Consider the following 24,558-nt stretch of genomic DNA (forward strand, 5'->3'; position numbering starts at 1 on the left):
TGTCTGGAATCCAAGAATCAGCAAGCCTTCACGGACCCAAGCCGCCACCAACGGAAGGCACGCCAAACGGTGCGGAGCGCTGGAGGGGCTATTGTGGAGCAATCCCTTCCCGGGACGGAAACGCCACCTTGCCGCGCCAGAGGGCGCAACGATCCAGGCTGGAGAACAGCAACATGTTTGAAGCCCCCAACATCCTCTTTGCGGCCGCTGGCCTTGCGGTGTTCGTTGCCGCGGTGCTGCCCAAGCTGCTGCGCGACATGCCCTTCTCCATGCCCATGGTCTTTTTGGGTGCGGGAATGGCTGCATTCGCCCTGATTCCCACGCTTCCGGATCCCGACCCCATAGTCCATTCCGACTTTGTCCTGCACATTTCGGAAGTCTGCGTGATCATCTCCCTCATGGGGGCGGGGCTGGCCTTGGACCGGCCTGTGGGGCGCAAACGCTGGTCCACCACCTGGCGGCTGCTGGGGATCGCCATGCCCCTGTGCATTATCGCCCTGACCTTGCTGGGGCTGTGGTTCCTCGGCCTTGGCCTCGGCGCCGCCCTGCTGGTGGCCTCCAGCCTCGCGCCCACGGATCCCGTCCTGGCATCCGAGGTGCAGGTGGGCGAGCCGGCAGACCATGAGGAGGGCGCCGATAAAGAGGACGAGGTGCGGTTCGGCCTTACCTCCGAAGCCGGCCTCAACGACGGCCTGGCCTTTCCTTTTGTCTACCTTGCCATCGCCATCAGCATCGCCGGGTCATCCCCTTCAGCCTGGTTCCCCGAATGGTTTGGTGTGGACGTACTGTGGCGGCTCGCCGTCGGGTTGCTCCTGGGCTTTCTGACGGGCAAGGTGCTGGCCAGGATATTCTTTTCCGCCCGGGCCGAAAGCTTGCGGCTCTCCAACTATTCGGAAGGCTTCGTGGCGCTGGCAGCCACGTTCCTGGCCTACGGCGTCACCGAAATGGTCGAGGGCTACGGATTCATCGCGGTGTTTGTCTGTGCGGTTACCATCCGCGCCGCCGAGCACACGCACGGCTACCACCGGGTGTTGCACTCCTATGTGGAGCAGTTGGAGCGGCTCATGACAGTCGTGATCCTGGTCCTGCTGGGCGGTGCAATCGCCCGCGGGCTGCTCGAAGGCATTGGCTGGACCGAAGTGCTCGTGGCGCTTGCCTTCCTGCTGGTGGTCCGGCCGCTGGCTGGCTGGCTGGGGCTGCTGGGCGGCAAAACCGGGCCCAGGGAGCGGATCGCCCTCTCGTTCTTCGGCATCCGCGGGATCGGTTCGCTCTACTACCTCTCCTACGCGCTGGGCAAGGGCAACTTCGCTGACCAGGCGGAGTGGCTCTGGGCATTTGTGGGCCTGGTGGTGGCCCTGTCCATCGTGATCCATGGGGCCACCACCTCGCCGCTTATGAACCGGCTGGACAAGCTCCGCGCGAAGAAGGCCCGCGTGGTGTCCGGTGACGAAGGGCTGGCTCCCAACACTCCCGTGTAACAGGCCCGCGCCGCCGACAGCCTGGCCCGTGCCCGCCTGGCCCGCTCCCGCCTGGCCTGGGGCGCCAGGCTACATGCCTACGGCTGCCTCGATCGGACCGATCGCGAAGAACAGCAGGAATGCCCCGGCCACTGCCCACATCAGCGGGTGGACGTCCTTGATCCGGCCCTGGACAGTACGGATCAGGACGAACGCGATGAAGCCGGCGCCGAGGCCGTTGGCGATGGAGTACGTGAACGGCATCAGCGTGAAGGTCAGGAAGGCGGGAATTGCGATGCCCCAGTCCTGCCAGTCGATCTTGCCCACCTGGGACACCATCATGAAGCCCACCACCACCAGGGCAGGGGCAACAGCCTCGAAGGGAACCAGGTTGATCAGCGGGGTGAAGAACATGGCCACCAGGAACAGCAGGCCGGTCACGATCGAGGCGATGCCGGTGCGGGCGCCCTCGCCGATGCCGGCGCCGGCCTCGACGTAGATCTGGTTGGAGGATACCGAAGCGCCGCCGCCGGCGATCGCGCCGAGCGCGTCCACCTGGAGGACCCTGTCGACGTTGGGAATGTTGCCGTGCTCATCCACGGTCCCTGCCTCGTTCGCAAGGCCCACCATCGTGCCCATGGCATCGAAGAAGATGCTCAGCAGGATCACGAAGGCCAGCAGCGTGGCGGCCACGAAGCCCAGGTGCTCGAAGGCGCCGAACGGGTTGGCCTTGCCGATCAGGGACAGATCGGGAGCAGCCCATTCAGAGAAAGTAGGAGCCACCAGGGACCAGCCCTGCGGGTTGAAGGGTTTGCCCGGCTGGACGCTCGGACCGATCTGCAGCGTCATTTCCAGGATCACAGCGATGACGGTGGACGTAATGATGCCGATCAGGATGGCACCCTTGACCTTGCGCACCACCAGGGCGATGGTCAGGATCAGGCCAAAGACGAACACTGCGGTGGGCCAGCCCAGGAGCTTGCCCTCAAAGCCCAGCCCAACCGGAACGGTAGTGCCGGCCACGTCCGGGATGCGGCGGACAAAGCCGGCGTTAACCAGCCCGATCAAGGCAATGAACAGCCCGATGCCCACCACAATCGCCGTTTTGAGCCCCTCCGGCACCGCCTTGAAAACGGCGGTACGGAAACCGGTGAGGACCAGGATCAGCATCGTGACGCCGGACAAGACCACCAGGCCCATCATGTCCGGCCAGGTGAGGCCCGGATTGGTGGCGACGGTGACCCCCACAAACGCGTTGACGCCCAGCCCGGTGGCCAGCGCGAAGGGATGCTTGGCCCAGGCCCCCATCAGGATGGTGAGGATGCCTGCAACAAAGGCCGTGACGGCGGCAACTGCCGGGAACCCGAGTGTGTTGCCGCTGGAGTCAGGTCCGGAGAGGATCAGCGGGTTCAGCACCACGATGTAGCTCATGGCGAAGAACGTGGCGAAGCCGCCGCGGATCTCGCGCGAGAAGTTGGAGCCGCGCTCGGTGATCATGAAATACCGGTCCAGGGCAGAGCCTTGCTTAAGCATTAGTCCTCCGGGGGAGTCTTTGGGGATACCTGAATCCTATGGGGGCTCCGGCAGGGTCACCGTCAATTTCGCCTAGTCTGTTAGGAAGCCAACACCAAGGGAGCAGTCCAAGCATGCGTTCCATCCGCCACTTACTGAGCTTCGTCCTCGGGTCCTTCGTTTTTGCTGCCGCTGTCCTCGGCCTCGCCGGACCGGCGGCAGCACACGACGCCGCCGAATCCAGCACCCCTGCCGAGGGCGCAACAGTCGCGGTGCCGCCGGAGCAGGTATCGGTGACCCTCAGCAACAACCCGTTGGGCATTGGCTCATCCTTCTCCGTCAAGGATGCTTCGGGCGCAGAGTGGGCGGACGGGCCGGTGGACATCGTGGACAAGGTGGCCAGCCAGAAGCTCAAGGCGGGCGGACCGGCAGGGCAGTACACGGTCGCCTGGCGCGTAGTGAGCTCCGATTCGCATCCCATCGAGGGGACCTTTACGTTCACGGCTTCTTCGGCAGCCGAGGGAGCCGCTCCGGCAGCAAGCTCGACGGCGGGTTCGACGTCGGGCGCGGCCGTTCCCGGCATGGGAACCGCTGAGCCGGGCGTGACAGCGGCGCCGGAAAACGCCGGCTCCGGGGAACCGTTCCAGTGGAGCATCGTCATTTTCGCAGCGGCCGCCGTGGGCTTGCTTGTCACCCTCGCCATCCTGGCCCGCCGGAGGCTCGCGGCGGGCACTGATGATGAGGGCTGACCGGCACTAGCAGGGCAGGATCGCCAGGCTTCCGGTGTACGGGAGAGCCGGGTTCTCCGGGTTGACCTTCGCGGAGATGGCCTGGCCCACCGTCTTGGCCTGGCGCAGGACCTCTTTGGGCGAGGGGGTGATCAGGTCCCCGACGCCTACCAGGTAGATGCCGATGGCCCGCATGGCGGCAACGAGGTTGCGGCCCACCGAGATGCCGAAGTCGTTGATCATCCGCCGCAGCTGGCTGTGGGCGCACCGCGTGAGGACGATATGGTCCGCCACCAGGATGCCGGTGGGGGTATGAACCTCCCACTGCGGAACGGCACGTCCCGTCGACGTGGCCACCTTGGTCAGTTGAACGGCACGGGTGGTGTTGCGGACATCCACATCGTGGCTGGCGGCATAGTTGCGCAGGTGCCGCAGGATTTCGTTCCGTTCCCGCAGGTTGGCCGAGTCCGCTGCGTCGCAGCGCTGCAGTGACGCTGTGTTGGCCGGCTGTGCGGCGCCCAGGATGTCCAGTCCGTCCACCACTATCGAGTCAACCCCGCGGCGGCACAGTTCAGCGGCCACGGCCAGGCCGGACAAGCCGGTGCCAATGATCACAGTGGTGGTCTGCTCGGTCCCGGCATTCCCAGGCATGCTTGACACTACAGTTTCCTCCTTCGAAGCTTCGGCAGGTGCGGGCGTCGTCGCCCGCGCGCGTTCCGTTACCCCCAAAGTCCGGCCGCAGTGCGTTGCCGGGCAGCTCTGACTGGAAGATTGCAGCAGGCGTCCCGGACCAACAATGTCCTGAAGACTACAGAAGATTCGCGGCGCTGGATAGCCCAATCCGAAAAGATTCGCCTGCTGGTGAACACGCTTTCCAACCTGCCGGGCCCAGCCTGTGGATAACCGCCGTTTCCTGCCCTGAACAGGCTTGCTAAGCAAGGGTGGACGGAGAATAGTGAGAACTGGAAGCGGGCCTTCCTGAGCAGCGGCGGCTGCGATACGGGTGCACGGGGAACGGCCGGCTTTCTGGCAGAATAGCCGCAACATCAGGCAGTATCGCGAGGAGGCGGCCCAATGGGCGCACAAGAGTTGCATCCGGACCCGGCGCGGGACAGCGGTGGCGCTCATGCCGCTCCCGACGGGATCGTTGTGGGCGTGGACGGTTCGGACCACGGCCAGTGCGCGCTGGTGTGGGCAGCCCGGGAAGCCCGGCGCCGCCGTCGTCCACTGCATATCGTTACTGCTTATTCGGTGCCGATCTTCGCCGCGTCCGGCCTCGACGGCGGATACGCCACCGTCGATGATTCGGTCATCCGTGAAGGCGCCGAAGCGGTGGTCAAGCAGGCCCTGGAGAAGGTCTCGGCCTATGACATTGACGTGAGCGCCTCGGTGGAAAACGGGGATGCCTCCGGTGTGCTGCTGGACATGTCCCAAACAGCAGAGCTCCTGGTCTTCGGCACCCGCGGCCGTGGCGGCTTCGTTGGCAGGCTTCTTGGCTCCGTCAGCAGCGCGCTGCCGGCGCACGCGAAATGCCCTACGGTCACCGTACCGCTGGTCTGCTCGGACCGGCTGGGCGAAACTACGGAGGACCGGCGCGTGAAAGCAGAACAGGCAAAGGCCGGGCACCAGCGCGTGGAGAATGTGGTCGTCGTCGGTGTGGACGGCTCTGAACAAGCACGGGTAGCCGTGCTGGAAGCCGCGGACCAGGCTGAGCGGCTGGGGGCATCGCTCCGGGTTGTCTGCGCGGTTCCGCAATACAGCGGCTCGCTGGCCTGGGTTCCTGCTCCGATGGACCGAAAGGCGCTTTTCGCGGATATCCAGGTGACCCTTGATGCGGGGATGGCCTGGTTGAGGAGCCACTACCCCAACCTGTCCGCAGAATCCGAGCTGACGGACGGTTCCCCGGTTGACGTCCTGGTGGAAGCAAGCCGGCATGTGGAGCTGGTGGTAGTCGGGACGCGAGGCCGCGGCGGCTTCACCGGAATGCTCCTGGGATCCACATCGGACGGTGTTCTCCATCATGCCAAGGGCCCCGTAATGGTGGTTCCGGACCGCGAGGACCCGCGCCTGGCCGACCGGGCCCGCTTCGGGCCGATCCTCGGCGCAGCCTGACCAGATCCTGCGGCAGGAAGAGATCATGGCAGCCGACCCGCCAGGGAAGGCCGGGCAGGTTTCCCGTCCACAGGACGGACATACCGCCCCCGGCCTCATCCTTCGCCTCAGCCATGTTGACGGCGGCATGCTTCCCTTGGTGGGAGGCAAGGCCGCCAACCTCGGCGAACTGATAGCAGCGGGCCTGCCGGTGCCGGATGGCTTCTGCCTCACCACCCAGGCCTACCGCGAAGCCACCGGGACGGTCCGGGACGGGGTGCTGGCAGACCTGGGGAACCTGCAGGCCGCGCGGCAACCGGGAACCCCGGGCCAGGCCGCTGAACTGGCCGCCGTGGCCGGCAGGGTACGGGAGGCTATCCGCGCCATCCCGGTTCCGCCCCGGATTATTACCGCCGTGGAGCAGGCATATGCCGCGCTCGGGAAAGCGACTCCGGTGGCCGTCAGGTCTTCTGCCACGGCGGAGGACCTGCCGTTTGCGAGTTTCGCGGGCCAGCAGGACACCTACCTGAATGTCGTAGGCATCGACGCCGTCCTTGAGGCAGTGCGCAACTGTTGGGCCTCCCTCTGGACAGACCGGGCAGTAGCTTACCGGGCGGCGCTGGGGATCGCGCCGCACGAAGTAGCGCTCGCCGTCGTCATCCAGCGGATGGTTGATGCCGCAGCGGCCGGGGTGATGTTCACAGCAAATCCACTGACTGGTCGGCGGCGGGAGGCCGTTATCGATGCCGCCCCGAGGCTGGGCGAAGCGGTGGTTTCCGGAGCCGTCAATCCGGACCACTTCGTCGTGGATCCGGAAAAGGGCAGTGTCCTTGAGCGGAAGCTGGGCGACAAGCGCGTGATGGTGCGGCCGCTTCCGGGCGGCGGAACGGAGACGCAGGACCTCGCCGGCGCGGCAGAGGCGTCCAGCCTGACTGACGGGCAGGCACTGGAGCTTGCCGCGCTTGGCCTGCAGGCCGAACGGCACTTCGGGTCGCCGCAGGACACCGAATGGGCCATCGACACCAAGGGCGCCCTTTGGCTGACCCAGTCCCGGCCAATCACCACCCTCTACCCGATCCCCGAGAGCCGTTCCGCCGGAACCGGAAGCAGGGTCTACTTGTGCTTCAGCCTGGCCCAGGGCCTCACCCGGCCCCTCACGCCGATGGGACTGGCGTCGCTGCGGCTGGTTGCCTCGTCAGTAGCCAAAGCGGCGGGCTTCGCCGTCCCCGACCCGCGTGGCGGTCCGCCGCCGTTTGCCGAGGCAGCCCAGCGCATCTACTTTGACCTCACCACGCCGGTCAGGAGCAGCGTGGGCCGCCGGATTCTTCCACGGGTTTTTGACGTGATGGAAGCAAGGTCAGCCATGGTGCTGCGCCAGGTTTTTGATGATCCCCGGTTCTCGGTGACCCGCAGGACACCGCTCGGACTCGTGCGCCATGTCCTGCCGGCGGCGGTGCGGGCCCGGGTCCCGGAAGCGGTGCTCCGGGGAGTGTTCAGGCCCCAGGCAGCCCTGCGCCGCCTGGACCGCTTCACCCGGCAATTCGCCGAGGACCTCGAGCTCGAGGCAGGAGCAGGGCCAGCTGAACGGCTGGACCACGCGGAGCGGCTCCTGGGAGGCCGGCTCTTTGCGATTGTGCCCGCCATCCTGCCCCTGCCCGCACTGGGCTTCGCGATGCTGTGGCTGGCAGGAAGGCTGCTGGGCGGACCGGGCCGTGGAGAGGACCTGCAGAAGGTGCTCCGGGGCCTGCCGCACAACGTGACCACAGAGATGGACCTCGACCTGTGGCGCCTGGCCTCAGCAATGAAGGATGATCGCGAGTCACGTGCGGCCCTGGAGACGCTGGAGCCATCCGTGCTGGCAGCGGAGTTCGACGCCGGGCGCCTGCCCCCTGTCCTGCACGCGGGCCTGGCGCGGTTTCTCGAACGCTACGGGCACCGGGCCGTAGCCGAAATCGATGTGGGCCTGCCCCGGTGGTCCGACGACCCCACGCACATCCTGGGTGTGCTGGCCAACTACCTGCGCCTCACTGATCCCGCCATGGCGCCGGAGGTGCAGTTCAGCCGCGCGAATGCAGAGGCTGAGGCGGAAGTGGAGCGGCTGGTGGCCGAGGCACGCAGCCGCGGCAGGGCACTTGCGCTGCTGGTCGGCGCCGCATTGCGCCGCACCAGGCTTTTCGCCGGGCTGCGGGAACTGCCCAAGTACCAGTTGGTCCTGGGCCTTGCTGAAGTACGGAAGCAGCTAGCCCGCGTGGGAGTTGTGCTGGCAGCGGACGGCAAGCTGGAGAGCCCGGACGACATCTTCTTCCTCGACTTCGAGGAAGCCCGGCAGGCATTAAGCGGAGGCAGCGCCAAGGGGGACAGCCAGCCGCGGAGGCTGCACGGACTCGTCCTGGAGCGCCGTGCCGCCTATGCCAGTGAACTGGGCAGGCGCCACATCCCCAGGGTCCTGCTCTCGGACGGCACCGAGCCTGAGGTGCTGCACGCCGCAGGTGCTGCGGTGGCCGATGGTGCGCTGTCCGGCAGCCCCGCCTCGGCAGGTTCGGTCACGGCCCCTGCCCGGGTCATCCTGGATCCCGTCGGTGCCCATCTCGAACCCGGGGAAATCCTGGTGGCACCGTCCACCGATCCTGGATGGACTCCCTTGTTCCTGACGGCCGGCGGCCTCGTGATGGAAATGGGCGGGCCCAACTCGCACGGTGCGGTGGTGGCGCGGGAGTACGGCATACCCGCTGTGGTGGGAGTTCCGGATGCCACCGCACGGCTTGCCACCGGACAAAGAATAACGGTCGACGGCGGCGCTGGGACCGTAGTGCCCGAGTAGCACCCCCGTGGACCGGCGGGCAGGTGTAGGGAGTGGTCCCGAGGCGTACCCTTGGACTATGGGCTCCAAGGACGGAGACGGCCAGACAATGAACGACAGTTTGAACCGCCGGGGTAAGAACGGCCCGGAAATGAACCGGGTTGCAAGGCGCGGCCTGAACCGCGCCGGGTTGCGGTGGGTGCCTGCAGTGGCGGTGCCTGCGGTGATCGCCGCTGGGGTTTTGGCGGGATCCATTCCGGCGCGCGCCGGCGATCCACTGCCTGACAAGACCCCCGCCGAAGTGATCGCCCTGCTCGCCGGTCACAGGACGCACACGTTCTCGGGCACCATCGAACAAACCTCGGAGCTGGGGCTGCCGGAACTGCCGGCAACGGGTCCCACCTCCGGCCCTGCATCTGCCGGCGGTGCAGCATCCATCATGGAGTTCCTCACCGATGAGCACACGGCCAGGGTCTACATGGACGGCAAGACCAAGGCACGCATCCAGGTGGTTGACAGGCTGGCCGAGCGCGACATCATTCGCCGGGACAACGACGTCTGGTTCTACTCATCAAAGGACAACTCCGCCGCCCACCTGACCCTGCCGGCCCACGCCCGGGACCTTCCGCTGACCGACCCGGGCAACACCGGGACGCCACCGCCGGCTGAACCCGAGCCGGACATGCCGGTCCCTCCCACGCCACAGGAGCTTGCCGACAAATTCCTGGCCGCGGCTGACAGCTCCACTGCAGTGTCCGTGGGTCCTGCGGTGGAGGCCGCCGGACGCCCTGCCTACAATTTGCTCCTCGAGCCGCGCGCCGAAGGCACCCTGGTGGGCACGGTGGCCATCGCCGTCGACGCAGAGAACGGAATGCCGCTGTCCGTGGCGGTGACGGCACGCGGTGCAGCGCAGCCCGCCTTCAGCGCCGGATTCACCAGCCTGTCCCTGGAAGCTCCGGACGAGGCACTGTTCAACTTCGTCCCGCCGCCCGGCAGCACCGTGGAGGAGTTGCAGTTCCGCCATCCCGAAAGCTGGCCGCCCAGTTCAGGGTTGCCGGGCGGTCCCGGCACGCATGAGGCTCCGGATGACCCGGCAGAAAGTATCAAGGACAAAACCCGGCCATACCTGACCGGCGCCGGCTGGGAAACGGTGGTGGAAGTCCCGGCGGAGGCAGGGGCAGCCTCTGCCGCGAATGCTTTGCTTTCCGGGAACCCGCTGCTGGCCCAGGCCGCCGTCGCCGTCCCTGGCGGGCGGTTGGTCTCCACCGCGCTGTTCAACGTCCTGCTCACCGACGACGGCCGGATCTTCGCGGGCATGGTCCCGCCGGAGAGGCTGCAAGCCGCATCAACGGCTCCGTGACCGGGGCCGCAGGAGGCCCCGGCTCCCGGGCTTATGGCCTGACCATAGAGACGCAGGGGCTGACCAAGCGCTTCGGGCAGCAGTTGGCCGTGAATGACATTAATTTGGCGGTGCCTCCCGGCGCCGTCTTTGGGTTCCTGGGGCCCAACGGCTCCGGAAAAACAACCACCATCCGGATGCTGTTGGGCCTTGCCGCTGCCTCAGCGGGAAGCGTTCGCCTGCTGGGGATGGACATGCCGGGCAAGTTCCAGGACGTCCTTCCGCACGTGGGGGCGCTGGTGGAGGGCCCGGCCTTCTATCCCTTTCTCTCCGGCACCGCGAACCTCCACCGTCTTGACGCCGCCACCCGGCATGCTGCCCCCGCCACCCGCAAAGCCCGGGTGAGCGAGGCCCTCGAACGGGTGGGATTGGGTCACGCCGCGGGCAAGAGAGTCCACGCCTATTCGTTGGGTATGAAGCAGCGGCTGGGCATCGCCAACGCCCTGCTGTCACCCCGGGAACTGCTGGTGCTGGACGAGCCCACCAACGGCCTGGACCCGCAGGGCACACGCGAAGTGCGCAACCTGGTCCGATCCCTCGCGGCGGACGGGACCACCGTTTTTGTTTCGAGCCACCTGCTGGCCGAGGTCGAACAGATCTGTACGCATGCAGCGGTCATGAGTGCCGGCCGGCTCGTGGCCCAGGGTCCGCTTCCGGAATTGCGCCGCTCGGGAACCACCGGCATACGGTTGGTGACGCCGGACGCCGCGGCTGCCATGGACGTCCTGGCGCGCCTTGGGCTATTTCCGGAGCCTGCAGCCGCGCAGTCGGATGGCGGGGTGGTGACGGCGGCGCTTGCTGGAAACCCCGCCCCTGAAGAAATTGTGGCGCACCTGGTGGCGGCCGGCGTCCGGGTCCGTGGCTTCGCGGTGGAACGCGAAAGCCTTGAGGACCGCTTTGTTGCCTTGACGGGGGAGGGGTTCGATGTTGCCCAGTAGCGCACGGCTTGGGGCCAGCGGAACACCTGGCACACAGGCTGAGGCAGCGCCGCGCGGATCCGGACTTTCCCTCCTCTGGTCTGAACTTCGGGTGCTGTTCGGACGGCGGCGCACCTGGGCCTTGCTGCTCGCGCTGGCCGCAATTCCGGTGCTGGTCGCGGTGGCCGTGAGGATCTCCTCAACGGTTCCCCCCGGGCGGGGCCCTGCTTTCCTTGACCGCATCACGCAGAACGGGCTGTTCGTGGCCTTCACCGCGATGCTGGTGTCTGTCCCACTGTTCCTGCCGCTGACCGTGGGCGTGGTGGCCGGGGACACCATCGCAGGCGAGGCCAACATGGGAACGCTGCGGTACCTGCTGGTTGCTCCCACGGGCCGGGTGCGGCTGCTTTTGGTGAAGTACGCGGGGGCGCTGGCCTTCTGCCTGGTTGCTCCCGTCACGGTGGGCCTGGCCGGCGCCGCCATTGGGGCCGCGCTGTTTCCGGTGGGCCCGGTGACACTGTTGTCCGGGGACGTGATCGAACCGCCCGAGGCCGCGCTGCGCATCCTCCTGATCGCGGCCTACCTGGCGGTTTCCCTGGCCGGGCTCTCCGCGATAGGTCTCTTCCTGTCCACCCTCACCGTGGTTCCGGTGGGGGCCATGGCCGCCACGGTGGTGGTCTCCGTGGTGTCCCAGGTCCTTGACCAGTTGCCGCAGCTGGAGTGGCTGCACCCGTGGCTGTTCAGCCATTACTGGCTGGGGTTCGGTGACCTGCTCCGCCAACCAGTGCTGTGGGATTCCTTCGCCAGCAATGCCCTGCTGCAGGCGGGGTACGTGGCCGTGTTCGGCGCGCTCGCCTACGGACGCTTCGTCACCAAGGACGTGCTGAGCTGAGAGGTGCCGAGCTGGATAGCTCAGCTGGGCAGGCCGGTCCCTGCCCTTAGTAGCGCGCAGCGTACGGGTAGAGCTGCATGCCGGCCATCGCGCTGAGCTGCGTGACGCCGATGTCCTCTTGCGGGTTGAGCGCCTGCACCAGGCCTGCAATCCAGGGGGCCAGCAATGCGGTGGTCACGCCGGCGGCGTCGACAGCATGTGGCCGGCGTCGGCAAGCAGGGACAGTGAACCAGAGAGGGCCGCCCCCGCCGCTTGGACGAGGACCACAACAAGCGTGATGACCAGGACGGCCACAAGCCGGTTGCGGTGCCGGCCTGTTGCGGTGACGCCGTGCGTATGGCTGTGGCCGTGTCCCATGCCTACAAGGCTAGCCCCAGCCAAGCTCGTGCAGCCGGTCATCGTCGATGCCGAAGTGGTGGGCGATCTCGTGGACCACTGTCACCGCCACTTCGTGGATGACGTCCTCGCGTGACGAGCAGATATCAAGAATCGGTTCGCGGAAGATGGTGATGCGGTCAGGCAGGGACCCGGCGTCCCACCATGAGTCCCGTTCGGTCAGCGGCACGCCCTCATAGAGTCCCAGCAGGACAGTGTCCGCGTCCTCCCCGGGCCGCGGAACGTAGTCGTCCTCGATGAACACCGCCACGTTGTCCATGGCGCTGGCCAGTTTGCCCGGAATACTGTCCAGGGCATCCTGGACTGCCGCCTCGAATTCGTCTGCGGACATGGTGAAGCCGTGGGGCCCGGTGAAGGGAAGGGGCTCGCTGGGACCCTCAGGAACGATGGGCAGGCCCGGCGGGAGGGTGGCTGGCATACTCCGACTTTAGCGAAGAACCTTTCGCTTGGCTCCGCGTCCCGGCCGGGTCCTGCGCCGGGTGAGCCCCACCCCCACGAGGCAGAGCAAGCCGCCCACCAGGCCCAGTACGGTGGGGATTTCGCCCAGCAGGAGCCACGAGATCAGGATGGTGGTGCCGGGCACCAGGTACGTGGTGGCTGCAAGCTTGCCGGCCTCGATCAGCGAGAGCGCATACGCCCAGGTGGTGAAGGCAATCGCAGTGGGAAAGATCCCAAGGTAGACCAGGCCCATTGTCGCTTCGGGTGGCGCTGCCTGCACTTCGGAAACCAGCTGTCCGGTAAACGGCAGGCAGCACAGGGCGCCCACCATGATCCCGAACCACGTCGCCTGGGCGGCGGGAAACTTCCGCAGCACCGGCTTTTGGATGATGACGCTGACTGCGGCGAGCACGGCGGCAAGGAGGCACAGCAGCACGCCGGCCACATCCGCCGTCGGGCTTTCCCCTGGCGCAGAGGGCTGCGCCGAACCGACGGCGATCAGGGCAACCCCGGCGAAGGCAACCAGGCTCCCGATGATCAGCCACCGCGGGAAGCCCTCCTTGAGGAAGATGCCGGCCATGATCGCCACGAGGATGGGATTGACGTTGATGAGCAGGGCGCTGGTGCCTGCATCGAGCACGTGCTCCGCCGCGTTCAAGGCCACGTTGTACCCGCCGAACCACATCACGCCGTAAGCGAGGATCGGCCACCACTCCCGCCCCCGGGGAAGGAGCCGGCTCTTCATCAGTTGGGGGAGGACCAGCAGGGCCAGGACGACGGCGGCGATCGCCAGCCTGCCGAGCGTCAGGGAGCCGGGGGAGAAATGGGGGCCGATCGCCCGGATTCCCACAAAAGCCGATGCCCAGAGGACCACAGTGATGGCCATTGCGGTTACGCCGAGGGCCTTGACCCGGGACGCGGGTGCGGGCGGGGGAGCCGTTGTGCTGATGGGGGTGCTTGATGCCATGGAGCCAATCTAGCCGTGGGCAGGGATCCGGGGCTGGCGGAAATCGGCCACGTCTAGCCAAGTTCCTGCCAAAGATGAGACCCCCGGACGTGGCCGAGTAAGGGCTAGGGTGTGTTGCTAAACCCTTTGAGGGCTGATTTCCGTCAGGCTTGATTTATGGCAGCGAGGCAAGAAATTTCTGACAAGGCTTGGGCCGTGATGGCGCCGCATTTCCCGGTGTGGAAGGGGAACCGCCTCAAACAATGGCGTGGCATCGCAACCAGAAGCGACAAAACAGCACGCAGCTACCTCGCAGGCGTGACCCTGGCGTCGACCCTGATCTGGATCAAATCAGGGCTTTAGCAACACGTCCTAGTTCGCCCCGGCCCACTCCAGCAGCCGCTCCACCGGCCACGTGGTGACGATACGGTCGGCCGGAACACCATTCCGGTCCGCGCGCTCGGCGCCGTACTGCAGGAAGTCCAGCTGTCCGGGCGCGTGTGCGTCGCTGTCGATCGAGAAGAGGCAGCCGGCGTCCAGTGCCAGCTGAATCAGTGCGTCCGGTGGGTCCTGGCGCTCAGGCCGTGAATTGATCTCCACTGCCACGTTGTGTTCGGCGCAGGCCGCGAACACCTCCTTGGCATCGAATTCCGACGGCGGCCGCGTCCCCCGCGATCCCTCCACCAGGCGCCCCGTGCAGTGTCCCAGCACATTGGTGTGCGGATCTTCGATGCCCTTGAGCATCCGCCGGGTCATGGTTTTCCGGTCAGACCTCAGCTTGGAATGAACGCTGGCCACCACGATGTCGAGGCGGTCCAGCAGTTCCGGATCCTGGTCCAGCTCACCCGACTCCAGGATGTCCACCTCGATGCCGGCCAGCAGCCGCACCGGCTGGTCCTGCTGCCCGTCGGACCCGGGATGGGTGCCGTTGTTGATAGCCGCCACGACGTCCAGCTGCTGCAGGAGGCGTTCCGCCGAGAGCCCGTTCGCGATCGTGAGGTTGGGGGAGTGGTCGGTCAGCGCGAGGTAATCCCTGCCCAGGACCCCGGCGGCGGCGACCATCAGCTCGATGGGGGACCCGCCGTCGGACCATTCGCTGTGGCTGTGCAGGTCTCCGCGGAGTGCTTCACGGATGGCCGTGCCGCCGGAAGCCAAGGGCTGCGCACCCTTCTCCCGCAGGTCGGCGAGGTAGTCCGGGACCTGCCCCTCCACCGCATCCCGGATCACCTGGTAGGTCCGGTCGCCGATTCCCTTCATGGATTTCAGCCGGCCGCTCCGGACCCGGTCTGCCACTTCTTCCGGCGGCAGCGGCGCGATCACCCCGGCGGCTTTCCGGAAGGCCTGGACCTTGAAGGTGGCAGCGCGTCCGCGCTCCAGCCAGAAGGCAATCTCGTTCAGTGCTGCAACGGCGTCCATCAGTCCATCTTCACCTGTTCTTCCCTGCCGTTGGCCGGGAAATTGGCCGATTTTGGATAATTCCTACCTAGGCCCTATAGTTTTAGAGTCCAGTTCGGAGAAACGCAAAGGACAAAGACGGAAAGCCTCGCTTGACGCCTTTTATTTTGTTCCGAACGGGTTCTGGCCCCCATCGTCTAGCGGCCTAGGACACCGCCCTTTCACGGCGGCGGCACGGGTTCGAATCCCGTTGGGGGTACGCAAGGAACTGGTCAAACAGACAAAAAATGTCTGGTAGGCTGGAAGCCTTGAAAAAAGCGGTAGAGATACTGCTGAAGCAAGAAACGCAAGGCCCTGTAGCGCAGTTGGTTAGCGCGCCGCCCTGTCACGGCGGAGGTCGCGGGTTCAAGTCCCGTCAGGGTCGCTCTGATTGCTGGAAGAGATTCCGGCTCTCATGGTGACTAGTCACCTAGGCTCTGTAGCTCAGTTGGTAGAGCGTTCGACTGAAAATCGAAAGGTCACCGGATCGACGCCGGTCGGAGCCACCACTGGGAAGCATCAGTTCTTCGGAACTGGTGCTTTTCTTGTTTGGCGTACTTAAGCTTGCCTTCACACCGCGCATATCAATCCAGCATCGTTGCCGCTGGACCGGGCCTGTTTCGCCCCTCCAGCCGAGCCCGTTTCATAAACTTGCAAGCTGCACATTGCACGTACAAGAGCATCTGAGCGCTACGGCGTATAAGGAGAAACCGGGAATGTCCGCCACACCAGGCGCAAGGACCATCAGCCAACCACAAGGGAAAATGCCACCGGACGCCGCGAAGGGGGGTGGCCGGCTGACTCGAGGCCCGAAGGTGGCAAAATGGGTCTTCTGGCCCGCCGCGGCCGTCATAATCGTTTTTGTCCTCTTCGCCACCATCTTCCCTGCGGCCGCCACCGACCTCTTTGGCGCGATTCAAAGCAACGTCATCAAGTGGTTTGGCTGGTATTACGTAGCAGCCGTTGCACTTTTTGTCGTGTTCGCACTGTGGATAGGACTCAGCCGCTACGGCGACATCAAACTTGGCCTGGACGACGACGAGCCCGAGTTCTCCGTGATGTCCTGGTTTGCCCTGCTCTTCGCGGCAGGCATGGGGATCGGCCTTGTCTTTTTCGGTGTGGCTGAGCCCCTCAACCACTTTGCCACCCCTCGGCCGGGCGTCGAAGGCCCGCCCCTCGAGCTGGCCCAGCATGCCATGACGCAGACGTACCTCCACTGGGGACTTCATGCCTGGGCCATCTACGTGGTGGTGGGCGTGTCCATTGCTTACGCAGTGCATCGCAGGAACCGCCCGATTTCCATCCGCTGGACCCTCGAACCACTCCTGGGCCACAAGCGCGTCGCCGGCGCCTGGGGCAACGTCATCGATGTGGTGGCGCTGGTGGGTACGCTGTTCGGTGTCGCTACATCATTGGGTCTCGGCGTCCTGCAGATCTCCGCCGGGCTGGAGCAGGCGAACATCCTCCAAGCCACCACTATGACGCAGATCGGCCTGATCCTGTGCATTATCACCTTGACTATCGTTTCCGTGGTTTCGGGCGTGGGCAAGGGCATGAAGTGGCTCTCCAACACCAACCTGGTCCTGGCCGCGCTGTTGATGCTGGTGGTGCTGTTCACAGGCCCCACGCTATTTCTGCTGCGGGAGTTCGTGCAGTCCATCGGCAACTACCTGCAGAACGTTGTAGGCCTCACCTTCAACACCCTGGCTTTCTCGGGCGCAGAGGGCGAGGCCTGGCAGGCCGCCTGGACCACCTTCTACTGGGGTTGGTGGATCTCGTGGGCCCCCTTCGTAGGCATCTTCATCGCCAGGATCTCCAAGGGCCGCACAGTCAGGCAGTTCGTTGCCGGTGTGCTGCTGGTCCCCACCACCGTGGGATTCCTGTGGTTCTCCGTCCTGGGCGGCGCCGCCATCCACCGGGAGTTGTTCGGAGCCCGCGGGCTGATCGGCGACGACGGAAGCGTGGACACCGAGGGTGCTTTGTTCAACCTGCTGGGCAACCTGCCTGGCGGAACCATCCTCACGGTGGGCGCGATCCTCCTGATCGCCATCTTCTTTATTACGTCGGCCGATTCCGGCGCGCTGGTCATGGGCATGATCTCCACCGGTGGCGACGTGGAGCCCAAAAACTGGCTGCGCATCTTCTGGGCCCTGGCGGCTGCGGCAGTCGCCATCGCCCTGCTCCTGGCAAATGGGCTGCAGGCAATCCAGACCGCAGCAATCCTCACCGCCGTCCCTTTCAGCGTGGTGATCATCCTGATGTGCGTGGCCACGGCGGGGGCGTTCCATAAGGAACACGAGACGCTGATGCGCGCACAGCGCAAGCTTGCCCGGGACCAGATGGCCGCCCATGTGACGGAGCAGGTACAGGACTCCATGCACGACTCCGTCCAGGAGCACTACCAGGAGCACGTTGCGGAACAAATTCACGACACCGTCCACGAGCACTACCAGGAACACTTGGCGGACCAGGTCCAGGGCCAGGTCACTGAGGCCGTGGAAGCGCAACTGAGCGGAAGCGCCTGTTCTTCATGACAGGTGCTTCCCTTCTCTCTGTCCGGCATTCCTGCCTCCTGCCGTTAAACCGCAGGCGGGGATAGGGTTGGGATCAACAGAAGGGGGAGTGCCTGATGGAATACCAGAACCCACAACCCGGCCAGGGCATCCAGAGCCGTGCCGTGCCGGTTCCTGTGCCGGCACCCGGCCACGGCCGCACCGTGATTTCCGAGACCGCCGTCGCCAAGGTGGCGGGAATTGCCGCCCGTTCCGTCCCCGGGGTCTACTCCCTCGGCTCAGGACCTTCACGTGCGCTGGGCGCCATCCGCGACGCCGTCGGCAGTTCTGACCATGCCGCCGGCGTGCGTGCCGAAGTGGGTGAAACGCAGGTTGCCGTGGACATCAGCCTCGTGGCGAGCTACGGAACACCGCTCCATTCACTGGCCAATGAAGTCCGCGCGGCCGTTTACCGGGCTGTCGAGGAGCTCGTGGGGCTGCAGGTGATCGAGGTCAACGTGGAAGTCACGGACGTCTACGTGCCGCCTCCGGTCAAACCCACCATTGCCGGCTCGACAGAGAGGGAGGCGCTGCTGTGAACCTCACCGTGGCCGGCACAGCGATGGGCGCGTTCGTGGCCTTTATGTCCCTGCAGTTCGGTTTGTGGGGTTTCCTGATTTCCCTGCTCTTTATGGCCATCGGGGCACTCCTGGGCCGGGCCGCGGAAGGGAAACTGGACCTTCGCGGCGTCCTGGACGCCATCACCGGCCGGCGCTCGTCCTCATGAGCTCCGCCGTCCCGACTGTCCGGGGCCAGGAGCTTAGCGGCCACAACCGCATCAGCACGCAGGCCCTGACAAGCCTCGCCAAGGCCGCAGCTGCCCAGTTCCTGGGCGTGGACGCGGAGGATGTCCGCGCTGACTGGACGGACGACGACGGCATGCTGGCGCTGTCCCTCGTCACGCCGATCAGCATCCCGCCTTTGATTGCCGTGGTCCTTGACCCCTCGCGCTTGGAGGGCATCGGGGGCTCCATTTGGGACCGTACTGTCAAGGCGAAGGCCCGCATCCTGGCGACAGTGACGGAGCTTAGCGGTGCACGGCTGAGCCGGGTGGACATCAGGATCAGTGGAGCAAAGATCAGCGAAGGGGGACGCGTGCGATGAGCCGGCAGGTCGAGAGCCAAGGCCCGGATATGGACCGCATCCTGCACCGGGAGACGCATTCCTCACGTGCAGTAATGGCCACAGCGGCCGCGGTCCTGGTTATTGGGCTCGCTGCCTACGGGCTCCTTGAGGCAGCCGTCCGTGCCATCGGGCAGCCTGCCTGGCTGATTGAGCCGCAGGTTGCAGCTGAACGCCTCGTGGCCTTGCCCGCAGGAATTTCGCCGCTGCTGCTGGGTGCCATCGGAGGCGTCCTGGCAATGTTCGGGCTGGTCTTTTTCCTCACTGGCGTTCTGCCCGGCCGCCGGGCTCGTCACCTTCTGCGTGGCGGCCGGAACACCGCCGGTCCTGCTGTGGTGGTGGATGATGAAGTGATCGCTTCCTCCCTGGCGCGCCGTGCCAGGCTCGCCGCGAACGTCACGCCGGAACAGGTCATGGTGGTCGTCTCCCAACGGCAGGCAGAGGTGAATGTGCGGCCCACTTCCGGAGTCCCTGTTGACGAGGCTGCTGTGCTCGCGGCAGTTCAAAGCGAGCTCGATTCCATGGCACTGGATCCTGCACCTGAAGTGCGTGTCAAGGTGGCACATTCGGGAGTGATCGGCGCATGAACAACACCCCCACCCTTCTCAACCGGATACTGATAGCGGTCCTGGGTTTGATGCTGCTTGCAGTTGGCGGCCTGCTGATGTTGCTGGCCGCAGTGCCGGGCGTAGCTTCGTGGTGGCATGTCTGGTCCGCGGGCGCCTGGAGCCGGGTCAACGAGGCCTTCAACGCCACCAGGTTTCCCGGGCGAACCGAAAGCTGGTTGTGGATCCTGGTAGCGCTGGCCCTGCTGGTGCTTATCGGACTCATGGTGGCCTGGGTTGCCCAGCAGGGAAAGGGCCGGGCCAACCTCCTGGCCATGGAGTACGATCCCGGCGATGTCCCCGGCGACGTGAGGATCGGCGGGGGAGTGGCCGAGCAGGCGCTCAAGCATGCCCTCGCCAACCGTCCCGATTTAGCCGGCGCCACCGTAGCCACCTACGACGTCAAAGGCACGCCCGCCTTGAAGGTGCGCCTCCTGCCGCGCCAGGGGGTGGCCCCGCACCTGCTCGCAGACGAGGTGTACGCCCTCGTGGCGGCGCTGGAAACGGTGGTGGGAAAGAACATCCCCGTACTGATTCACATTGGCGCCGGTGCACGGACGCGCTTCAGCAGGGCTGAGCGCGTGCGCTAACGCAACCTTTAAGTTACTGTTCAGAAACAAAAGCGTGTAAACGCTTGCACTATCGCACCCGGAATGACTACCGTGATGGTCATCACAACGTTCCTGGCGGATGTAATTTTGCAACTCATAGAGGAGTTCTCTGCATGAAAAATCGCAAGTACCTGCTACCCGTAGCGGTGACCGGAATCCTGGCGCTTTCCCTCAGCGCATGCAGCTCGGAAGAAAGCGCGACTGACCCGGCCGCCACCGCCGATTGCTCCAAGTACGAAAGCTACGGCAAGCACGACGGCAAGACCGTCTCCGTCTACTCGACCATCGTGGACACCGAGGCCACCAACCTCGAGAAGACCTGGGCTGCATTCGAAAAGTGCACCGGCGCCACCGTCAAGTACGAGGGCAGCAAAGAGTTCGAGACCCAGATTGGTGTTCGGGCCAAGGCCGGCAACGCCCCCGACATCGCCATCTTCCCCCAGCCCGGCCTGATGGCCGACCAGGCCCGTGCCGGGAACCTGAAGCCTGCACCGCAGGCCGTATCGGACGCTGTTGACAAGAACTGGTCGGCGGACTGGAAGAAGTACGGCACTGTAGACGGCGTTTTCTACACCGCCCCCATGCTGGCCAACGTCAAGGGATATGTCTGGTACGCACCCAAGACCTTCGAAGACAAGGGCTGGGAAGTTCCCAAGACCTGGGACGAGATGTTGGAGCTTTCCAAGAAGATTGCCGACGACGGCAGCATGAAGCCCTGGTGTGCCGGCTTCGAGTCCGGTGAGGCCACCGGCTGGCCGGGCACGGACTGGGTGGAAGATGTGGTGCTTCGCTCGCAGGGACCTGAGGTTTACGACCAGTGGGTCAACCACGAAATTCCCTTCAACGACCCCCGCATCGTTGACGCGCTGGATAAGACCGGCGAAATCCTGCTTGACGACAAGATGGTCAACGGCGGCTTCGGCGACGTTCGCTCCATTCTCACCACCGGCTTCGCCCAGGCTGGCCAGCCGGTGCTTGACGGGCAGTGCGCCATGCACCACCAGGCGAACTTCCAGGCCGCAAACTGGCCTGAAGGAACCGTCGTGGCCGAGGATGGCGACGTTTGGGCCTTCATGACCCCGCCGATTGACGCGTCCCAGGGCCTGGCCATTACGGGTGGCGGCGAAATGGTTGGCGCCTACAAGGACACTCCCGAGGCCCAGGCCTTCCAGGCCTACCTGGCCAGTGCTGAATTCGCCAATGACCGCGTCAAGCTGGGCGGTGTGGTCAGTGCAAACAAGGGCCTTGACCCGGCAAATGCCCAGACTGAGCTGGACAAGCTGAGCATCGAGTTGCTTCAGGATGAGGAAACAACGTTCCGCTTCGACGGTTCGGACCTGATGCCGGGCGCTGTTGGTTCCAACTCGTTCTGGAAGGGCATCGTTGCATGGATCAACGGCACGCCGTCCAAGGAAGTTGCGGACAGCATCGAAAGCAGCTGGCCTAAGAGCTAACTCTCCCTGGTTCTGCGCCTCCGGCTTCAACCCCGGAGGCGCAGTGTCATCCTGCACATTCGATCTACCCACAACCATGGAGATGGGCAATGGAATTCATCGGAGGAAAATTCCTTCAAGTCGTGATCGCATTGGCGGTTTTCGCCGCGATTATTGGACTCATCATGCTGTTGGTGGACAGGGCCCCAAAGTCCGCCAAAGATAAAATCACCGTGGCCGGCTTCCTGGCTCCTGCAGCAATCCTTTTGCTTGTAGGGCTGGTCTACCCCGCCGCGCAGACCTCATTCCTCGCATTCACCGACTCCAGCGGCAGGCTAAACGGAGTTGATAACTTCGTCTGGATGTTTACGCAGCCGGAAGCCCTGGTGACGCTCCGAAACACCATTATCTGGACTGTTCTGGTACCGCTGCTTTCTACCGTTTTCGGTTTGGCCTATGCAGTCTTTATCGACAAAGCCAAGGGCGAGCGGATATTGAAGGCCCTCGTGTTTATGCCCATGGCCATTTCCTTTGTGGGCGCCGGTATCATCTGGAAACTTGTCTACGACTACCGCGGACCCGAGATTGAGCAAACCGGCGTGCTGAATGCGCTGCGTGTCGCTTTCGGGATGGAGCCAAAGCAATTCCTGCTTGATGCTCCCGAGAACACCATTTTCCTGATTATTGTGATGGTCTGGATCCAGACCGGGTTTGCCATGGTGATTCTTTCGGCGGCCATCAAGGGCGTCCCGGCAGAACTGGTGGAAGCTTCCCGCCTGGATGGCGCCAATCCATGGCAGCAGTTCCGCAACGTCACCATTCCGGGAATTCGCGGGTCACTCGTCGTCGTGCTCACCACGATTACCATCGCTACTTTGAAGGTCTTCGACATCGTCCGCACCATGACCGCGGGCAACTACGAAACTTCCGTGGTTGCCAATGAAATGTATACCCAGGCGTTCCGTGCCGGCGAACCGGGCAGGGGTGCCGCCCTGGCGCTGATCCTCTTCCTTCTGGTCCTGCCAATCGTCGTTTACAACGCCCGCGTACTTCGTCAGCAAAAGGAAATCCGATGACCGTCATGCCAGCGCCGGATGAGGCGGCAAATACACGAACTGCGGCCACGCGTGGGGGCGGTACGGCTTCACCTGTTGAAAGTTCCCCGCCGATCATGCGCCGGGTCAAAAGCAAGCTGACATCCCGTTGGGCGACAGCTGCTGCCCTGGTCATTGCAGTGGTCTGGACTATTCCGACTTTCGGCCTGCTGGTGTCTTCCTTCCGTCCAGCCGCGAAGCAGGTGGGGCCCCGTTCAGACGGATGGTGGAACTTCTTCGGCGACTGGCAGTTCACCTTCAAGAACTACGCGGACGTCACTGCGGCTGGAGGATCACAGTCGGCCAACCTGACGCAGTACTTCGCCAACTCCCTGGCAATTGTCATTCCGGTCACTGTCTTCGTCCTGGTTCTCGCCTCCATGGCCGCGTATATTTTTGCCTGGGGAAAGTTCAGGGGCCGGGAAGCCGCCTTTATTTTCGTTTTTGCCCTGCAGATTATCCCCCTGCAAATGGCCCTGATTCCACTCCTCCAGCTGTTCACCCAAGTCCTGCAAATTCCGCCAGGTTCCTACACACAGCTATGGATTGCCCATACAATCTTCGGGCTGCCACTCGGTATCTTCCTCTTGCATAACTTCATCTCCGAGATTCCAGGAGAGGTCATTGAAGCCGCAAAGATGGACGGCGCCGGCCACACGACCATCTTCTGGCGGGTCATCCTGCCACTGTCAGTCCCCGCCCTTGCGTCGCTGGCAATCTTCCAGTTCCTCTGGGTCTGGAATGACCTTCTTGTAGCGCTGGTGTTCTCCGGCGGAACTGCGGACGTTGCCCCCATCACCCAGCGCCTGGCGGAAATCTCAGGAACCCGTGGCGCAAGGGACTACCTGAATCCCGCCGCTGCCTTCGTTTCCATCATCGTTCCGCTGGCCGTCTTCTTCAGCCTGCAGCGGTACTTCGTCCGGGGACTCCTTGCGGGAGGCCTTAAGGGCTAATAACTGACAGGGCCCTGGCGGCCGGCCGGTACGCCGGCCGCGGGCGGCTCTGCTAACCCCGGAAGGGCCATCATTTAGTGGCGGCCGGAAACGCTCAAGGGACAAATGAGGGGGCACCGTGGCACGCGCAGGCGAAAGGTCACAACGAGGCGGCCATAGTGGTGTCAGCATCGAAGACGTGGCGGCAGCGGCGGGAGTATCCACGGCCACGGTCTCGCGGGCAGTCCGGGGCCTGCCCCGGGTATCACCGGCCACAAGGGAGAAAATCCTCGAGGTAGCCGGAAACCTGGGCTACGTCGCCTCCAGTTCCGCCTCGGGACTGGCAACCGGCCGCACCAGAACTATCGGGGTGCTGGCACCCTTCGTGAGCAGGTGGTTCTTCTCCAAGGCCATCGAAGGCGCCGACCGGGAACTGCACGCCCGGAACTACAATCTTTCGCTGTTCAACCTGGGCGGCCATGGCAGCAACCGTGAGCGGCTGTTCAGCAAAACCATGGTCTATAAGCAGATCGACGCCCTGCTGGTCCTGTGTATGGCACTGTCGCATGAGGAACTCGACCACCTGCAGAAGATCGATATCCCGCTGGTTGTGGTTGGCGGCCATGTTGAGGAATGCGCCTACATCGGCATCGACGACTACGCCGCCGCTTCCACGGCTGTCAGGCACCTCATCGACCAGGGCCACCGGGACATTGCCCTGCTGCACGGAGACGACGAGACAGACCTTAACTTTGATGTCCCCCGTGTCCGGATCCTGGCGTTCAAGGACGTTATGACGGCGGCCGGCCTGCCCACCCGGCCGGAATGGGACGAGTGGGGGGACTTCACAGTCCGCAGCGGGCAGGAGGCGTTCCGCCGGCTCTGGTCCAAGCCCGGCGGCAGGCCGACAGCAATTTTCTGTGCGTCGGATGAGATGGCGATGGGCGTCATTTTCGAAGCTTCCCGGATGGGCGTCCGGGTCCCCGAGGACCTATCCGTCGTGGGTATCGACAACCACGATTTCGCAGAGGCGATGGGCCTCACGACGGTGGGCCAGCGGCCTGACGAGCAGGCCGAGCAAGCCACCAAGATGCTGCTCGACGAACTTGACGGCGACGCAGGAGCGGTGCAGTCCGCCGTCGCGCCCCATGAACTGATCGTCAGAAGGACCACCGCGCCGCCCCAGTCCTAGCGCCGTG

At 64.8% G+C, this 24,558-nt stretch carries 22 protein-coding genes, 3 tRNA genes and 2 pseudogenes; 21 read left to right on the plus strand and 6 right to left on the minus strand.

Translation table 11 applies throughout. From position 1 onward, the window contains the following. The first annotated feature begins 173 nt into the window (after positions 1–173). Positions 174–1,478, plus strand: a complete 1,305-nt coding sequence (locus M8J71_RS19450) for a cation:proton antiporter (RefSeq protein WP_256249443.1) — start codon at positions 174–176, stop codon at positions 1,476–1,478. Between the two features lie 69 nt (positions 1,479–1,547). Here M8J71_RS19450 and M8J71_RS19455 read toward each other — a convergent pair whose 3' ends face one another. Continuing rightward, positions 1,548–2,990 carry an NCS2 family permease gene (locus M8J71_RS19455; protein ID WP_256249444.1) on the minus strand — a complete coding sequence of 481 codons (1,443 nt, stop codon included), beginning with the start codon at positions 2,988–2,990 and terminating at the stop codon, positions 1,548–1,550. 113 nt (positions 2,991–3,103) lie between these two features. Here M8J71_RS19455 and M8J71_RS19460 point away from each other — a divergent pair, with 113 nt between their 5' ends. After that, the gene (locus M8J71_RS19460) at positions 3,104–3,718 is read left to right on the plus strand and encodes a copper resistance CopC family protein (protein ID WP_256249446.1); all 615 of its coding nucleotides are present in this window, start codon (positions 3,104–3,106) and stop codon (positions 3,716–3,718) included. Positions 3,719–3,724: 6 nt separating this feature from the next. Here M8J71_RS19460 and M8J71_RS19465 read toward each other — a convergent pair whose 3' ends face one another. After that, positions 3,725–4,348, minus strand: a complete 624-nt coding sequence (locus M8J71_RS19465; protein WP_256249624.1) for an NAD(P)-binding protein — start codon at positions 4,346–4,348, stop codon at positions 3,725–3,727. Between the two features lie 423 nt (positions 4,349–4,771). On the opposite strand from M8J71_RS19465, the gene M8J71_RS19470 reads away from it, so the two are divergent. The 5 genes from M8J71_RS19470 to M8J71_RS19490 all read left to right on the plus strand — a co-directional run bounded on the left by M8J71_RS19470 (position 4,772) and on the right by M8J71_RS19490 (position 11,796). After that, positions 4,772–5,809: a universal stress protein gene (locus tag M8J71_RS19470; RefSeq protein ID WP_256249447.1), complete on the plus strand. Its 1,038-nt coding sequence runs from the start codon at positions 4,772–4,774 to the stop codon at positions 5,807–5,809. A 25-nt stretch (positions 5,810–5,834) separates the two neighbouring features. After that, entirely contained in the window at positions 5,835–8,609 is a 2,775-nt protein-coding gene (locus M8J71_RS19475; RefSeq protein WP_374114870.1) for a PEP/pyruvate-binding domain-containing protein, read from the plus strand. A 130-nt stretch (positions 8,610–8,739) separates the two neighbouring features. Next, positions 8,740–9,948: a hypothetical protein gene (locus M8J71_RS19480; protein WP_256249626.1), complete on the plus strand. Its 1,209-nt coding sequence runs from the start codon at positions 8,740–8,742 to the stop codon at positions 9,946–9,948. Further along, a complete protein-coding gene (locus tag M8J71_RS19485) occupies positions 9,945–10,925 on the plus strand; it encodes an ABC transporter ATP-binding protein (protein ID WP_256249448.1) in 981 nt (326 codons plus the stop codon). Before M8J71_RS19480 ends, M8J71_RS19485 begins: the two co-directional genes overlap by 4 nt. Continuing rightward, entirely contained in the window at positions 10,912–11,796 is an 885-nt protein-coding gene (locus M8J71_RS19490) for an ABC transporter permease (RefSeq protein ID WP_256249449.1), read from the plus strand. The genes M8J71_RS19485 and M8J71_RS19490 overlap by 14 nt, the downstream gene beginning before the upstream one ends. A 145-nt stretch (positions 11,797–11,941) precedes the next feature. Here M8J71_RS19490 and M8J71_RS19495 read toward each other — a convergent pair. The 3 genes and pseudogenes from M8J71_RS19495 to M8J71_RS19505 form a co-directional block, all read right to left on the minus strand. Beyond that, positions 11,942–12,153: pseudogene (locus tag M8J71_RS19495) on the minus strand (cation transporter); the annotation flags it as partial. Between the two features lie 10 nt (positions 12,154–12,163). Continuing rightward, a complete protein-coding gene (locus M8J71_RS19500; RefSeq protein ID WP_256249450.1) occupies positions 12,164–12,610 on the minus strand; it encodes a metallopeptidase family protein in 447 nt (148 codons plus the stop codon). 9 nt (positions 12,611–12,619) lie between these two features. Further along, the gene (locus M8J71_RS19505; RefSeq protein WP_256249451.1) at positions 12,620–13,597 is read right to left on the minus strand and encodes a DMT family transporter; all 978 of its coding nucleotides are present in this window, start codon (positions 13,595–13,597) and stop codon (positions 12,620–12,622) included. A 228-nt stretch (positions 13,598–13,825) separates the two neighbouring features. On the opposite strand from M8J71_RS19505, the pseudogene M8J71_RS19510 reads away from it, so the two are divergent. Then, positions 13,826–13,939: pseudogene (locus tag M8J71_RS19510) on the plus strand (IS5-like element ISMt1 family transposase); the annotation flags it as partial. Positions 13,940–13,948: 9 nt separating this feature from the next. Here M8J71_RS19510 and M8J71_RS19515 read toward each other — a convergent pair. Continuing rightward, a complete protein-coding gene (locus tag M8J71_RS19515; RefSeq protein WP_256249452.1) occupies positions 13,949–14,992 on the minus strand; it encodes a PHP domain-containing protein in 1,044 nt (347 codons plus the stop codon). A 165-nt stretch (positions 14,993–15,157) separates the two neighbouring features. Here M8J71_RS19515 and M8J71_RS19520 point away from each other — a divergent pair. From M8J71_RS19520 to M8J71_RS19580, 13 genes are all read left to right on the plus strand, one after another. Then, positions 15,158–15,230, plus strand: a tRNA-Glu gene (locus M8J71_RS19520). Between the two features lie 91 nt (positions 15,231–15,321). After that, positions 15,322–15,395, plus strand: a tRNA-Asp gene (locus M8J71_RS19525). 48 nt (positions 15,396–15,443) lie between these two features. Next, positions 15,444–15,519 (plus strand) — tRNA-Phe (locus M8J71_RS19530). A 255-nt stretch (positions 15,520–15,774) separates the two neighbouring features. Further along, positions 15,775–17,544, plus strand: a complete 1,770-nt coding sequence (locus M8J71_RS19535; RefSeq protein WP_256249627.1) for a BCCT family transporter — start codon at positions 15,775–15,777, stop codon at positions 17,542–17,544. A gap of 95 nt (positions 17,545–17,639) precedes the next feature. Further along, complete coding sequence (locus M8J71_RS19540) at positions 17,640–18,101, plus strand: Asp23/Gls24 family envelope stress response protein (RefSeq protein ID WP_256249453.1); 462 nt, start codon at positions 17,640–17,642, stop codon at positions 18,099–18,101. Next, positions 18,098–18,289: a hypothetical protein gene (locus M8J71_RS19545; RefSeq protein WP_163164777.1), complete on the plus strand. Its 192-nt coding sequence runs from the start codon at positions 18,098–18,100 to the stop codon at positions 18,287–18,289. Before M8J71_RS19540 ends, M8J71_RS19545 begins: the two co-directional genes overlap by 4 nt. After that, positions 18,286–18,666 carry a hypothetical protein gene (locus M8J71_RS19550; protein WP_256249455.1) on the plus strand — a complete coding sequence of 127 codons (381 nt, stop codon included), beginning with the start codon at positions 18,286–18,288 and terminating at the stop codon, positions 18,664–18,666. The genes M8J71_RS19545 and M8J71_RS19550 overlap by 4 nt, the downstream gene beginning before the upstream one ends. Continuing rightward, positions 18,663–19,271, plus strand: a complete 609-nt coding sequence (locus tag M8J71_RS19555; protein ID WP_256249456.1) for a DUF6286 domain-containing protein — start codon at positions 18,663–18,665, stop codon at positions 19,269–19,271. Before M8J71_RS19550 ends, M8J71_RS19555 begins: the two co-directional genes overlap by 4 nt. Next, entirely contained in the window at positions 19,268–19,879 is a 612-nt protein-coding gene (locus M8J71_RS19560; protein ID WP_256249457.1) for a hypothetical protein, read from the plus strand. The genes M8J71_RS19555 and M8J71_RS19560 overlap by 4 nt, the downstream gene beginning before the upstream one ends. A 134-nt stretch (positions 19,880–20,013) precedes the next feature. Next, positions 20,014–21,354, plus strand: coding sequence for an ABC transporter substrate-binding protein (locus M8J71_RS19565; RefSeq protein WP_256249458.1), 1,341 nt, complete (start codon positions 20,014–20,016; stop codon positions 21,352–21,354). An 89-nt stretch (positions 21,355–21,443) separates the two neighbouring features. Beyond that, positions 21,444–22,409: a carbohydrate ABC transporter permease gene (locus M8J71_RS19570; RefSeq protein WP_256249459.1), complete on the plus strand. Its 966-nt coding sequence runs from the start codon at positions 21,444–21,446 to the stop codon at positions 22,407–22,409. Next, positions 22,406–23,380, plus strand: coding sequence for a carbohydrate ABC transporter permease (locus tag M8J71_RS19575; protein WP_256249460.1), 975 nt, complete (start codon positions 22,406–22,408; stop codon positions 23,378–23,380). The genes M8J71_RS19570 and M8J71_RS19575 overlap by 4 nt, the downstream gene beginning before the upstream one ends. Positions 23,381–23,498: 118 nt before the next feature. Further along, positions 23,499–24,551, plus strand: coding sequence for a LacI family DNA-binding transcriptional regulator (locus M8J71_RS19580; RefSeq protein WP_163164763.1), 1,053 nt, complete (start codon positions 23,499–23,501; stop codon positions 24,549–24,551). Positions 24,552–24,558 lie beyond the last annotated feature (7 nt).

It is taken from the genome of Pseudarthrobacter sp. R1 (genome assembly GCF_024494415.1).
Taxonomy (GTDB): domain Bacteria; phylum Actinomycetota; class Actinomycetes; order Actinomycetales; family Micrococcaceae; genus Arthrobacter.

Coding starts and splice junctions, on each gene's coding strand:
- M8J71_RS19450 (WP_256249443.1), top strand. CDS start 174: ATGTTTGAAGCCCCCAACATCCTCTTTGCGGCCGCTGGCCTTGCGGTG.
- M8J71_RS19455 (WP_256249444.1), bottom strand. CDS start 2,990: ATGCTTAAGCAAGGCTCTGCCCTGGACCGGTATTTCATGATCACCGAG.
- M8J71_RS19460 (WP_256249446.1), top strand. CDS start 3,104: ATGCGTTCCATCCGCCACTTACTGAGCTTCGTCCTCGGGTCCTTCGTT.
- M8J71_RS19465 (WP_256249624.1), bottom strand. CDS start 4,348: ATGCCTGGGAATGCCGGGACCGAGCAGACCACCACTGTGATCATTGGC.
- M8J71_RS19470 (WP_256249447.1), top strand. CDS start 4,772: ATGGGCGCACAAGAGTTGCATCCGGACCCGGCGCGGGACAGCGGTGGC.
- M8J71_RS19475 (WP_374114870.1), top strand. CDS start 5,835: ATGGCAGCCGACCCGCCAGGGAAGGCCGGGCAGGTTTCCCGTCCACAG.
- M8J71_RS19480 (WP_256249626.1), top strand. CDS start 8,740: ATGAACCGGGTTGCAAGGCGCGGCCTGAACCGCGCCGGGTTGCGGTGG.
- M8J71_RS19490 (WP_256249449.1), top strand. CDS start 10,912: ATGTTGCCCAGTAGCGCACGGCTTGGGGCCAGCGGAACACCTGGCACA.
- M8J71_RS19500 (WP_256249450.1), bottom strand. CDS start 12,610: ATGCCAGCCACCCTCCCGCCGGGCCTGCCCATCGTTCCTGAGGGTCCC.
- M8J71_RS19505 (WP_256249451.1), bottom strand. CDS start 13,597: ATGGCATCAAGCACCCCCATCAGCACAACGGCTCCCCCGCCCGCACCC.
- M8J71_RS19515 (WP_256249452.1), bottom strand. CDS start 14,992: ATGGACGCCGTTGCAGCACTGAACGAGATTGCCTTCTGGCTGGAGCGC.
- M8J71_RS19535 (WP_256249627.1), top strand. CDS start 15,775: ATGCCACCGGACGCCGCGAAGGGGGGTGGCCGGCTGACTCGAGGCCCG.
- M8J71_RS19540 (WP_256249453.1), top strand. CDS start 17,640: ATGGAATACCAGAACCCACAACCCGGCCAGGGCATCCAGAGCCGTGCC.
- M8J71_RS19550 (WP_256249455.1), top strand. CDS start 18,286: ATGAGCTCCGCCGTCCCGACTGTCCGGGGCCAGGAGCTTAGCGGCCAC.
- M8J71_RS19555 (WP_256249456.1), top strand. CDS start 18,663: ATGAGCCGGCAGGTCGAGAGCCAAGGCCCGGATATGGACCGCATCCTG.
- M8J71_RS19560 (WP_256249457.1), top strand. CDS start 19,268: ATGAACAACACCCCCACCCTTCTCAACCGGATACTGATAGCGGTCCTG.
- M8J71_RS19565 (WP_256249458.1), top strand. CDS start 20,014: ATGAAAAATCGCAAGTACCTGCTACCCGTAGCGGTGACCGGAATCCTG.
- M8J71_RS19570 (WP_256249459.1), top strand. CDS start 21,444: ATGGAATTCATCGGAGGAAAATTCCTTCAAGTCGTGATCGCATTGGCG.
- M8J71_RS19575 (WP_256249460.1), top strand. CDS start 22,406: ATGACCGTCATGCCAGCGCCGGATGAGGCGGCAAATACACGAACTGCG.